The organism is Dactylosporangium sp. McL0621, from assembly GCF_049995355.1.
Classification (GTDB): domain Bacteria; phylum Actinomycetota; class Actinomycetes; order Mycobacteriales; family Micromonosporaceae; genus Dactylosporangium.
Map to the genome: position 1 here is coordinate 3,444,779 of NZ_CP188259.1, position 12,779 is coordinate 3,457,557.

Consider the following 12,779-nt stretch of genomic DNA (forward strand, 5'->3'; position numbering starts at 1 on the left):
GGCTCCGTTGCGACCCCTCCGCCTCGCGGCGGTGGCGGGTCTGGTGCTGGCCGGGCTGCTCGTCAGCCCGGCCGGCCCGGCCCACGCCGCCGACTCGTACACCTTCACCCACCCGGGCAACCCGATCCTCGCCGACGGCAGCTACTACTCGGCCGACCCGGCCCCGCTGGTCGCCGGCGACGACCTGTACATCTACACCGGCCACGACGAGGCCGGCCCGACCACCAACGACTTCCAGATGAACGAGTGGGGCGCGTTCCGCACGAGCGACGTCCCGGGCGGGCAGTGGACGCACTACCCGTCGCTGGCCCGCCCGGAGACGCTGTTCGCGTGGGCCACGGCCGGGCGCGCGTACGCCGGCCAGGTCGTCCAGGGCCCGGACGGGCGCTACTACTGGTACCTCCCGGTCAGCGAGCGCGTGTCGACCGCCGCGGACAAGTTCGCCATCGGCCTGGCCGTCTCCGACAGCCCGGCCGGACCGTGGACCGACTACATCGGGGGGCCGCTGATCTCCCAGCGGGTGCCGGCGGCGAACGACATCCAGAACATCGACCCGACCGTCCTCGTCGAGAACGGCCACGTCTACGTGTACTGGGGCACCTTCGGCCAGCTGCGCATGCTGGAGTACGCCGCCGACATGAAGACGCCCGTCGGCACCCAGAAGCCCGTCACCGGGCTCACCGGCTTCTTCGAGGCGCCGTGGCTCTTCGCGCGCAACGGCACCTACTACCTGGCGTACGCGGGCAACAACGCCGGCCCCACCTCGCCCTGCACCCCGGCGAACTACCACGCCTGCATCGCCTACGCGACCGCCGCGTCGCCGTCCGGGCCGTGGACCTACCGCGGCACGGTGCTGGCGCCGGTCTCCTCCACGACCAGCCACCCGGGCATCATCCAGTTCAAGGGCCAGTGGTACATCACCTACCACACCGCCGACGCGGCCGGGGGCGGGCACTTCCGCCGCTCGGTCGCCATCGACAAGGTGGAGTGGGACGACGCCCAGTCCCCGCCGCGGATGAAGCCGGTCGTCCAGACGCCGGTCAAGGAGCGCGACCGCACCCCGCGGGCGAACATCGCCCAGGAGGCCGAGGTCACCGTCTCCAACGACCCGGTGCCGACGCAGTACTGGGTGAAGGCGCTCAACGACGAGATCGTGCGCGCGAACCCGCTCCCGCCGGACATGTGGGGCACCTGGACCGGCAACAACCCGGCGCAGCAGTGGGTGCAGTACACCTGGGACCAGCCGATGCGCATCGCAGGCTCGCAGATCGACCTCTGGAACGACCAGCCCCAGGGCAGCGGCGTCGGCGTCGCGGCCCCGGCCCGGTGGCGGATCCAGTACTGGAACCTCGCCACCGGGCAGTGGGCCGACGTGGCGAACCCGAGCGGGTACGCGACGTCGACGGCGGGCTTCCAGAACACCACCTTCGACCCGGTCACCACCACGCAGGTGCGGGCCGTGTTCGACGCCTCGACCAACGGCAGCACGTACTCGGCCGTCGCCGTCGAGGAGTGGAAGGTGCTCGCCGCGCAGCCGGCCGCGGTCACCGCCCCGGCCATGACGGTCGAGGTCGGCGAGACCGAGCTGCCGGGCACGGTGCCGGTGACGTTCGGCGCGGAGACGCTCCAGGTGCCCGTGTTCTGGGACCCGGTCACCGCGGCCGAGCCGGGCCGGCTCACGGTCAAGGGCTCGGTTCTGGGCTACGCCGCCGGCCAGGTCCCGGCGGCGGTCACCGTGATCTCGCCCGGCGACACCGCCGGCGACGCGACCGCGCCCACGGTGACGCTCACCCCGAGCGGCAGCGCCGGCACCGGCGGCTGGTTCCGCTCGGCGGTCAAGGTGCGGGTGGCGGCCGTCGACGACCGCGGCGGGCGGATGACGATCCAGTCCACGGTGGACGGTGGCCCGGCCGCCGGCGCGTCCCCGGTGCGCTACGCCGACGTCACCGTGGCGGGCGACGGCCGGCACACGGTCACCGCGACCGCCACCGACCGCGCCGGGAACGTCTCGGACCCGGTGAGCCTGCCGGTGCGCATCGACGCGACCGGGCCGGCCACGACCTCCGCGGTGAACGGCCGGTCCGTGACCCTCACCGCGGCCGACGCCACCTCCGGGGTCGCCCGCGTCGAGTACGCGATGGACACCGGCGCGTGGGCCGCCTACACCGGCCCGGTCGCCGCCCCCGACGCGAACAAGCACACGGTGTCGTTCCGGGCGACCGACAACGCCGGCAACGTCGAGAGCGCGAAGACGGTCACGATCCCGGCCGACCTGTCCGGGCCGCTCAGCGGCAACATCGGGCCGATCGCGACCCCGACCGCGTCGTACACGGCCGCCTGGAACAGCGTCACGGCCCTCAACGACAACGCCGACCCGGCGAACCCGGCCCAGGCCCAGCTCTGGGGCACCTGGTCCGACAGCCGCCCGGCGACGCAGTGGGTGCAGTACGACTGGGCCCGGCCGATCCGGCTCACCGGCGCGGAGCTGAAGTTCTGGAAGGACTCCGAGCGCGGCACCGGCGACGGCGTGGCCGAGCCCGACGGGTGGCGGCTGCAGTACTGGGACGGCACCGCCTGGCTCGACGTGGCCGGCCCGTACGGCACCTCGACGACGGCGTTCAACACCGTCACCTTCGCCCCGATCGTCACGTCCCGGCTGCGGGCGACCGTCAGCGCCAACGGCAACGGCACCACCTACTCGGCGGTCGCCGTCACCGAGTGGCGCGTCTTCGCCGACGACCCCGGCACCGTGCCCGTCACGGTGACCGCCCAGCCCCGGTGCATCGCCGGCAAGGCGTACCTCGCCGTGCAGGCGCACAACGGCCGGGACACGGCGGTGGACGTCGCCGTCGAGACCGCGTACGGCAACCGGTCCTTCGCGGCCGTCGCGCCCGGCGCGAACGCCTACCAGTCCTTCCCGGCCCGCGCCGCATCCATCCCGGCCGGCACCGCCACCGTCCGCATCCCCGGCTTCGCACCCGTCACGGCCGACTACGGCACCCTCACCTGTTAGGAGCACCATGAACGCACGCGCTCGACTGCACGTGGCCACCGCCACGGCCGTGCTGGCGGGAAGCACCGCCTTCGCGGGCGTCGCCGCCGCCGATCCCGGCGACTCCAGCGACGTCCAGGTCACCGTCGACATCCCCGCCGTCCACCAGCCCGGCGTGCTGGCCCTCACCGTCGCCGGCAACGCCGTCACGCTGGCGGAGAACGGCTCCACCGCCCTGGTGCGCCAGTTCACCGGCACCCTGCCGAAGGTCACCGTCACCGACACCCGCACCGCCCAGGAGATCCCGGCCGGGGCGAGCTGGGCGGTGCTGGGCACGTCGAGCAACTTCACCGGCACCGCCGGGCAGCCGGCGATCACCGCCGACCACCTCGGCTGGAAGCCGCACCTGATCGACGGCGGCGACACCGGCCAGGTCGCGGAGGGCGAGGAGGTCGTGACCGTCCTCGACGACCCGACCCAGCCGGGCAACAACGTCGGCCTCAAGGACCAGGAGCTGCTGGTGTCCACGTACGACTCGGCGGCGGTCACCGGCGGCTCGTACGACGTGAACGCCGACCTGTTCCTGCGCACGCCCTCGGACGTGACGGCCGGCTCCTACCACGCGACAATCACCGTCTCCCTGTTCGAGTAGATGAACCGTCACCTGGCCCGGACCGCGGCCGTGCTCGCCGCGGTCCTGGCCGTGCCCCTCGCCCCCGTCCCCGCCTTCGCCGACGCCGTCACGTGGACGGTGCAGCCCGCCACCGACAACGGCCCCGACGAGCGGCACTGGATCGAGCGGACCCTGGACCCGGGCCAGGCCGTCACCGAGCACATGGCCGTGCGCAACCTCGGCAAGGCGTCCGCGACCTTCGCGCTGAGCGCCGCCGACGGGTATCTCACCGACAAGGGCCGCTTCAACATGCTCCCCGCCGACCAGCCCTCCAAGGACGGCGGCACCTGGATCGCCGTGCGGCAGAACGTCACCGTCGGGCCGAACGAGACCAAGGTGGTGCCGTTCACCATCACCGTGCCGCGCGACGCCGCCCCGGGCGACCACCCGGCCGGCATCGCCGCGTCGGTGTTCAGCAGCTCCGGCACGGTGTCGGTGGACAGCCGGGTCGGCTTCCGGGTGATGCTGCGGGCCAGCGGCACCGTCACCCCGAAGGTGTCGGCCGACCGCCTCACCGTGCGCTACGAGCGCTCGTGGAACCCGCTGCGCTCCGGCACCCTCCACATCGGATACTCGACCACCAACACCGGCAACATCCGGGTCGAGCCCCGCGCCCGCGCCGAGGTCACCGAGCTGTTCGGGGCCAACGTCCGGGCCCGCGACGCCGGCGGCGGCGAGCTGCTGCCCGGCGGCGCCCGCACCGACGGGACGACCGTCGGCGGGGTGTGGGCGCTGGGCCGCGTCCGCACGGCGGTCACCGTCACCGGCGCCGGCCCGCCCGTCACGGTCGCGGTGAGCTCCTGGCTCGTGCCGTGGCCGCAACTGCTCGTCGTCCTCGCACTGGTCGCGCTGTTCCTGGCCTGGCGCCTGCACCGCCGGCTGCTCGAGCGCGCCCGCCACGAGGGCCGTCTCTCCGCGGAAGGAAGCCCATGACCGCCATCAAACGCCGCACGCTCCTGCAGGCGTCCGCCCTCGGCGCCGCCACCGCCGCGCTGGCCCCCGAGCTCTCCGGGGCCGCGGCCGCCGCCGTCCCGCCCCAGCCGGGGCCGGGCGGCACCGCCCCCGTCCGCCCGTTCCAGCTGGGCGAGGTCAAGCTCGGCGGCGGGCTGTTCCAGGAGAAGCGCGATCGGACGAAGGCGTTCCTGCGCGCCTACGACGAGCGCCGGTTCCTGGTGCTGTTCAACAACCAGGCCGGCCGGGCGAACCCGGCGGGCGTCGCCGTGCCCGGCGGCTGGGAGGACGGCGGGCTGCTCAGCGGCCACTGGGCCGGGCACTACCTGACCGCCCTCGCGCAGGCCTACGCCGACCAGGGCGAGGCCGTCTACAAGACCAAGCTGGACTGGATGGTCGGCGAGCTGGCCGCGTGCCAGGCCGCGATCACCGCCCGGATGGACGCCGGCCCGGGCGGCGGCGGGGAGCAGCCGCCGCCGTCGATCGGGCGGGTCCCGGGCCGCTTCGGCAACGCCCTCAAGCTCAACGGGGCGAGCAAGGCGCAGTACTGCACCCTGCCCCAGGAGGCGATCAACCAGCTCACCGACTTCACCATCGCGACCTGGATCAACCTCGCGTCCACGGCCGGCTGGACCCGGCTGTTCGACTTCGGCCAGGGCACCACCGTGAACATGTTCCTCACCCCGCGGGCGGGCGTGACCGGCAACGTGCCGCGCTTCGCCATCACCGTCGGCGGCTCCGGCCAGGAGCAGCAGATCAACGGCAACGCGGCGCTGCCGACCGGCCAGTGGGTGCACCTCGCGGTCACGCTGGCCGGCAGCACCGGCACGCTCTACGTCAACGCCCAGCCGGCCGGCACCAACACCGGCATGACGCTCAACCCGTCCCGCCTCGGCAACCCGGGCAACCGGTGGATCGGGCGGTCGCAGTACGGCGACCCGTTCCTGGACGCGACCGTCGACGAGTTCCACATCTTCGACCGCGCGCTGAGCCAGACCGAGCTGCTGACCCTGCTGGACTCCCCGTCCGGCAGCACCGGGGGCGGCAACATCGCGTGGTACAAGTTCGACGAGACGGACGGCAGCGCGCTCAAGGACGCCTCGCCCAACGGCCGCGACGCCGGCGTCGTGGCCGCCTCCACGGCCGGGGCGGCGGACTGGGTGCCGACGTTCCCCGGCTACCTCGGCGCGATCCCGGAGGACGCGGCGCTGCGCCTCGGGCCGCCCCGCTGGGCCGTCTACGGCGGCAACGCCGAGACGAACACCTGGGCGCCGTGGTACACCCAGCACAAGATCATGCGCGGGCTGCTGGACGCGTACTACCACGCCGGCAACGCCCAGGCCCTCGACGTCGTCACGAAGATGGCCGGCTGGGCCCATCTCGCGCTCACCGTCGGCGACAAGAATCACCCCGACTACCCGGGCCCGCTGACCCGCGACGACCTCAACTACATGTGGGACCTGTACATCGGCGGGGAGTTCGGCGGGGCCAACGAGGTCTTCCCGGAGATCTACCAGCTCACCGGCGACGCCCGGCACCTCGAGACCGCCAAGTGCTTCGACAACCGCGAGTCGCTGTTCGGCGCGTGCGTGGACAACCGCGACATCCTCGTCGTCACGCCGCAGAACCGGCCGGGCCGCCGCCGCGCCGAGCGCCTGCACGCCAACACGCACGTGCCGCAGTTCATCGGCTACCTGCGCATCTTCGAGCACGGCGGGGGAGCGGAGTACTTCACCGCGGCCAAGAACTTCTACGGCATGGTGGTGCCGCACCGCACGTTCGCCCACGGCGGCACGAGCGGCAACTACCCCGGCTCCAACAACAACCTCGAGCTGTTCCAGAACCGCGACGACATCGCCAACTCGGTGCCGGCCAGCGGCGCCGAGACCTGCACCACGTACAACGTCATGAAGCTGGCCCGCAATCTCTTCCTGCACGAGCACGACCCCGCCTACATGGACTACTACGAGCGCGGCCTGCTCAACATGATCCCCGGGTCGCGGGCCGACACCGCGGCCACCGGCGACCCGCAGGTGACCTACTTCCAGCCCCTCACCACCGCCACCGTGCGCGGCTACGGCAACACCGGCACCTGCTGCGGCGGCACCGGGCTGGAGAACCACACCAAGTACCAGGAGACCGTCTACCTCAAGTCCGACGACGGCGGCACGCTGTGGGTCAACCTCTACCTGCCCTCGACCCTCACGTGGGCCGAGAAGGGCTTCACGGTCACGCAGACGACGGCGTACCCGCGGGAGGACCACACCAAGCTGACGTTCGACGGCACCGGGCCCCTCGACGTGCGGCTGCGGGTGCCGGGCTGGGTCCGTCGCGGCTTCACCGTCACCGTCAACGGCACCGCGCAGGACCTGGACGCGCGGCCCGGCTCCTACGTGACACTGAGCCGCACCTGGAGTTCCGGCGACGTGGTCGAGATCCGGATGCCGTTCAGCATCCGGGTCGAGCGGGCCATCGACCGGCCCGACACCCAGGCGCTCTTCTGGGGCCCGGTCCTGCTGCAGATCCTCGGCAGCCCGGGCGCCGGGGCGGCGTGGCGGGAGCTGTCGCTGTACCGGTACCTGAAGCTCGACGGCGACTACTCGCGCGCGGCGGTCACGGCCGGGGCGGTCACGGCGGCCGGGGACCCGGCGTTCACGGCGGGCGGGTTCGCGCTGCGGCCGTACTACGTCGCCGACAACCAGGCCGCGTCGTCGTACTTCCGCCGGGCCGAGCCGACGATCGTCTTCGGCTCGGCCGACACCGGCGTGCCCAACCGCAAGCGCAACGACGGGCTGCCCGCCTACGACGTGCCCGTCTCCGGCGTCACGTCCCCCGGCACGGACGGCCCGACCCTGCTCGACCTGCTGTGGGACCGGGCCCCGTTCGCGAGCCACGCCCAGTTCGTCGCCGCGGTCACCGAGCTGGCCGGCGCGCTGCTGAGCGCGGCCGAGCGCGACACCGTGGTCGCGGCGGCGGTCGCGGCCGAGCGGGAGCTGGCCACCGGGCCGGCGCTCGCGGTCGAGGTCGAGGCGCGCACCCAGCGCATCGGCGCGACGATGTACGTCTCGGTCAGCGCGCGCAACGCCGACAGCGTGCCGCTCACGCTGGAGCTCGTCACGGCGTACGGCACGCGCACGGTCGCCGGGGTGGCGCCCGGCAGGTCGGCGTACCAGTCGTTCAACTCCCGCCTCGCGTCGATCCCGTCCGGCACGGTGACGGTCAAGGCCACCGGCGTGGTGGCCGGGCAGACGGTGACGGCGCAGGTGGAGGCCGCGTACTGATGTAATTTTCGGGCCTGGAAGGACCGTGCACCGGCTCTTCCAGGCAATCCTTGCGCCGAAAAGGTTTTCGGACCAGATTGCGGGCTATGACCCCCATCCATCCCCGTCTACGCCGCCGCGTCTGGCTGGCTCCGGTGCTCGCGCTCGTCGTGATCGCCGGCGTACTCGTCGCACTGCAGGCGCGGCCGGCCTCCGCCGCCACGAAGTCCGTCTACATCCCGGCCCGCTGGACCCAGACCGGCGAGGTGCCGTGGGCCCAGAACCGCACCAGGGAGTCGAACAACTTCATCCTCCTGTGGGGCGAGAAGTCCGGCACCACCCCGACCTCGGCGCCGTCGCCCTACAACTTCGACCCGAACAGCATCATCACGCAGCTGGAGAACCTGTACTCGTTCTACGTGAACACCATGCAGTTCACGTAGGAGCAGGGGCTGCTCGCGCAGTACAAGATCGTCGTCATCGTCACGAACACGTGGAACCGCACCGAGCTCAACGCCTGGGCGACCGGCGGCTCCGTCGACGGCAAGGTCGGCGTCATCAACATCGACCCCAAGGCCGCGCTGCCCGGCTCCTGGGGCCTCGCGCACGAGCTCGGGCACGTGTTCCAGAACTACACGTTCCTGGGCCGCTCCGGCTACGGCTTCACCGACGCCGGCGCGGGCACCTTCTGGGAGACCAGCGCCGAGTTCATGGCCATGCAGGCGCTGCCCACCACCGCCGCCGGCGACCTGAGCCGCTGGCTGCGCTCGGAGAACCTCTACTACAGCTCCAGCCGCCACCACTACGGCAACTGGATGCTCGCGCAGTACATCAAGGACCGCGACGGCCTCGCGATGTTCAACCGCATCTGGAACGAGGCGAAGAGCAACGAGCACCCGCTGGAGACGTACCGTCGCATCACCGGCATCACCCAGGCCGAGCTGAACCGGCGCGTGGGCGAGTATGCGACCCGCACGGTGACGTACGACTTCGGCAACAAGTCCACGCTGATGCCGTTCATCAACAACGTGTACGGCGCGGGCTTCCTCAACAACGCGTACAACGGCGGCAACGTCGAGGCGGTCGACGCCTCGCTCGGCCACTTCCGCATCAACTCGCGCGTCGCCCCGTCGGACTACGGCTTCAACAAGATCAAGCTGGTCCCGGCCACCGACGGCGGCCTGGTGAAGCTGCGCCTGCGCGGCCACGCCGAGACGGGCGCGACCGGCTGGACGTTCGGGCTCGTCGCGGTCAGGAACGGGACGCCGCGGTACTCCCCGCTGACCACCGGCACCGACGGCCAGATCGACTTCCAGCTGCAGGCCGGCGAGAAGGACGTGTGGCTGGTCGTCACCGCGACCCCGAACGCCGTGCCGCACTACGCGTTCCTCGACGGGTACAACAAGGCCCGCCGCTTCCCCTACGAGTTCCGCGTCTCCGGCGCCACCCCGTCCGGCTTCGAGCCCGGCTACGTGAAGCCGGCCGCCACCAACGGCGGCCACTGGCACTCCAACGGCGGCGGCTGGGTCGCGGGGAACGCGAGCGTCGCCTCGACCGCCTACGTCGGCCCGAAGGCCGCGGTCTACGCCGGCACCGTGACCGGCAACGCCCGCATCGAGGGCCTCGGCTGGGTCAACGGCGGCACCGTCGGCGGCAACGCCGTCGTCAAGGACAACGCGCTCATCCAGGGCGGCGCGAACCTGTCGGGCAACATCGTGGTCGGCGGCGACGCCGAGTTCGCGATCGCCTGCGGCTCCGGCACCTACCTCGCGTTCAACCCCGACCGCAAGTGCGACGGCGGCGGCGGCGAGACCGACATCAACCCGTCCTTCACCGGCTTCAGCAGCGCCGACCTGGCCATCGGCGGCGGCACCACGACGCCGCCCCCGACCGGCGGCGTGAACGTGGCCGGCCAGGCGACGCCGTCGGCGTCGTACACGTCGTCGTGGGAGTCGGTGAACGCCATCAACGACGGGATCGACCCGCCGTCGTCGAACGACACCGTCAACCCGCGCTGGGGCACGTGGCCCAACAGCGGGCAGCAGTGGGCCGAGCTGCAGTGGTCCTCGGCGCAGTCGCTGAACAAGGCCCAGGTGTACCTCTTCGACGACAACCAGGGCATCGACGTGCCGTCGAGCTGGAAGCTGCAGTACTGGAACGGCAGCGCCTACACCGACGTGCCGGGCGCCTCGGGCTACACCGTCAACGTGAACGCGTACAACACCGTGACCTTCACGACGGTTTCGACGACCCGGTTGCGGGTGGTGCTGCAGTCCACCGGCACCAGCTCGGTCGGCCTCCTGGAGGTCAAGGCCTTCACCGCCTGACCCGCTCGCCGGATCTCCCCCGCGGCAAATTCCCGGCGCGGGGGAGATCCGGCTGCTCAACGACGGGTTCCTGCTCCGGCACCGACGCCGGTAAATCGCTGGAAGTCGGCGCGGCCCGGGGCGGATACTCCGGGCCATGCCGGGCTTCGCGGAAGAGCGGTTCGCACCGCTGCGCAAGGTGTTCGAGGACAGCTTCACCAGCGGGGCCGAGGTCGGCGCCGCGGTGTGCGTGACAATCGACGGGGAGACCGTCGTCGACCTGTGGGGCGGCCACGCCGACGCGGCCGCGACCCGCCCGTGGGAACGCGACACCATTCTCAACGTCTACTCGGTCACGAAGACCATGGCCGCCCTGACCGCGCTGCTGCTGGCCGACCGCGGCGAGCTCGACATCGCGGCGCCGGTCGCGCGGTACTGGCCCGAGTTCGCGGCCAGCGGCAAGGACGCGATCACCGTCGCGCACGTGCTCAGCCACTCCTCGGGCCTGTCCGGCTGGGCGGAGCCGATCACGGTGACCGACCTGTACGACTGGGACAAGGCGACCGCGCTGCTCGCCGCGCAGGCGCCGTTCTGGGAGCCGGGCACGGCCAGCGGGTACCACGTCGTCACCCAGGGGTTTCTGATCGGTGAGGTGGTCCGCCGGATCACCGGCCGCACCCTCGGCACCGTGTTCCGGCAGGAGATCGCCGAGCCGCTCGGCGCCGACTTCCACATCGGCCTGCCCGCCGAGCACGACGCCCGGGTGGCCGAGCTGATCCCGGGCTCCACCGACACCATGCCCTTCGCCGACCCGACCGAGCTGCAGCGCAACGCGGCACTGCCCAAGCTCGAGGTCGCCGACACCCGCACCCGCGCCTTCCGCGGCGCCGAGATCCCGGCCGGCAACGGCACCGGCAACGCCCGCTCGGCCGCGACCGTCCTGGCCGTGCTGGCCAACGGCGGCGAGGCCGCCGGCCGGCGCCTGCTGTCGGAGGCCGGCGCCCGCCGCGCCCTCGAGGTCCAGGTCGAGGGCCCCGACCTCATTCTCGAGATGCCGGTGCGGTTCGGCCTGGGCTTCGCCGTCAACGGCGGCATGATGCCGAACCCGAACACCATCTACTGGGGCGGCATGGGCGGCTCGATCGTCATCGCGGACCTCGACGCGCGCCTGACCTTCGCCTACACCCCGAACAAGATGGCCACGACGATCGCCGACACGCGCGGCTTCACCCTGCTCATGGCGGCGTGGGAGGCGGCGGGTCACCTGTAGCGGTGACGGGGCGCGCGGGGCACCCTGAAGTGCTGAGCGCGGTTGAACGGCCCGGAGCGGGGAAGGGGTCGGACCGTGATTGCCGACCAGCGGACCCGTGCCGCGATCGAGGAGCACTGGCGGGCGTCGGAGGCGGGCGAGCTCGCGGCGGAGCACGACCTGTACGCCGAGGACGCGATCCTCGACTACCCCCAATCGGGTGAACGGTTCCGCGGCCGCGCCACGATCGCCGCCCAGCGCGGCGCCCACCCCGCCGAGCGGCACTTCACCGTGCTGCGCATCAGCGGCGGGGGCGACCTGTGGGTGAGCGAGTGCGTCATCACCTACGACGGCACGCCGACCTACTCGGTGAGCCTCATGGAGTTCGCCGACGGCCGGGTCGCGCACGAGACCCAGTACTTCGCGAGCCCCTTCCCGGCTCCGCCGTCCCGCGCGGAGTTCGCGGAGCGAATCCCGGGCCGCCCGGACGCGGTGAGGGGTCGCGTCAGGTCAGCCTGACGAGGGCCAGGTCCCACTGGCCGTGCGGGTCTCGTGGATGAAGTTGCCCCAGGCGTACAGCGCGTGCTCGGCCATCGCCACCCCGGCCGGCCGCCCGACGATCTGGTCCCCAGCCTGCTCGCCGCCTCCGACGTGCTCGGCACCGGCTGGTTCGCCGCCGTCGCCGTCGAGGTGGGCCCGGCCGGACGGTCGCGGTGGCCGGGGACGGCGCGGTCGGGCTGCTCGGGGTGCCGGCCGCGAAGCAGCTCGGCGCCGAGCCCCTCCCGGCCGCCGGACGCTCACCGGCCGGTGAGGACGGTCCGGAAGGTCACCGAGACGCGGCGGGCGCGGGGCACGCGGCCGCCGTCCGGGGCCGGGTCGCTCTTGCGGGCCGCGATGGCGTGGCGCCACTCGTACCGCGACGGGCCCGTCATCACGCACAGGCTCCGCGCGGCCAGCGGCACGCCGACCCGCACGTCGCCGTGGCCGAACTCCATGACGCAGGCCGAGCCCAGGCTCACCGCGGCCACCGCCGGGCCGAAGCACGGCACGCAGTCGGTGTGCGCGCTGATGCCCTGGCCCGGCTCGTACTCGTTGACGATGACCTGGTCGGGCGCGAAGTCGAGGCGGGCGGTCAGCGGCGCGGCCCACGGCGGCAGCGGGGTGCGCTCGCCGGCGGCCACGGCGCGGCTGGTGTAGTCGTAGCGCACGCCGTAGTGCTGGACGCGGCGGCGCAGCTCCGTCGACCAGGCGCTCGCGTCGATGGCGGCGAGCAGGGCGCGCTCCTCGTCGGGGGCGATCCAGTCGGGGGTGTACAGCAGGCCGGGCACCTTCGAGGCTTCGGACACGC

At 72.6% G+C, this 12,779-nt stretch carries 8 protein-coding genes and 1 pseudogene; 8 read left to right on the forward strand and 1 reads right to left on the reverse strand.

Translation table 11 applies throughout. The features are described from left to right. The first annotated feature begins 7 nt into the window (after positions 1-7). From ACPPVO_RS16205 to ACPPVO_RS16240, 8 genes and pseudogenes are all read left to right on the forward strand, one after another. Complete coding sequence (locus ACPPVO_RS16205) at positions 8-3,013, forward strand: family 43 glycosylhydrolase (protein WP_426512026.1); 3,006 nt, start codon at positions 8-10, stop codon at positions 3,011-3,013. Positions 3,014-3,020: 7 nt separating this feature from the next. Further along, on the forward strand, positions 3,021-3,644 hold the full coding sequence (locus tag ACPPVO_RS16210) for a hypothetical protein (RefSeq protein ID WP_426512027.1): 624 nt from the start codon (positions 3,021-3,023) through the stop codon (positions 3,642-3,644). Continuing rightward, the gene (locus ACPPVO_RS16215; protein WP_426512028.1) at positions 3,645-4,598 is read left to right on the forward strand and encodes a hypothetical protein; all 954 of its coding nucleotides are present in this window, start codon (positions 3,645-3,647) and stop codon (positions 4,596-4,598) included. It abuts the gene before it with no gap. Next, positions 4,595-7,897 (forward strand): beta-L-arabinofuranosidase domain-containing protein, encoded by a 3,303-nt coding sequence (locus ACPPVO_RS16220; protein ID WP_426512029.1) that lies wholly within the window; start codon positions 4,595-4,597, stop codon positions 7,895-7,897. The genes ACPPVO_RS16215 and ACPPVO_RS16220 overlap by 4 nt, the downstream gene beginning before the upstream one ends. Positions 7,898-7,983: 86 nt before the next feature. Next, positions 7,984-9,270, forward strand: a pseudogene (locus tag ACPPVO_RS16225) (DUF6055 domain-containing protein); the annotation flags it as partial. A gap of 561 nt (positions 9,271-9,831) precedes the next feature. Then, positions 9,832-10,203 (forward strand): DUF7402 domain-containing protein, encoded by a 372-nt coding sequence (locus ACPPVO_RS16230; RefSeq protein ID WP_426514638.1) that lies wholly within the window; start codon positions 9,832-9,834, stop codon positions 10,201-10,203. Between the two features lie 136 nt (positions 10,204-10,339). After that, positions 10,340-11,452 carry a serine hydrolase domain-containing protein gene (locus tag ACPPVO_RS16235; RefSeq protein WP_426512030.1) on the forward strand — a complete coding sequence of 371 codons (1,113 nt, stop codon included), beginning with the start codon at positions 10,340-10,342 and terminating at the stop codon, positions 11,450-11,452. A gap of 75 nt (positions 11,453-11,527) precedes the next feature. After that, a complete protein-coding gene (locus tag ACPPVO_RS16240; protein ID WP_426512031.1) occupies positions 11,528-11,950 on the forward strand; it encodes a nuclear transport factor 2 family protein in 423 nt (140 codons plus the stop codon). A gap of 278 nt (positions 11,951-12,228) precedes the next feature. Here the strand turns inward: ACPPVO_RS16240 and ACPPVO_RS16245 are convergent, their stop codons facing one another. Then, positions 12,229-12,777 (reverse strand): alpha-ketoglutarate-dependent dioxygenase AlkB, encoded by a 549-nt coding sequence (locus tag ACPPVO_RS16245; protein ID WP_426512032.1) that lies wholly within the window; start codon positions 12,775-12,777, stop codon positions 12,229-12,231. Positions 12,778-12,779: the final 2 nt, after the last annotated feature.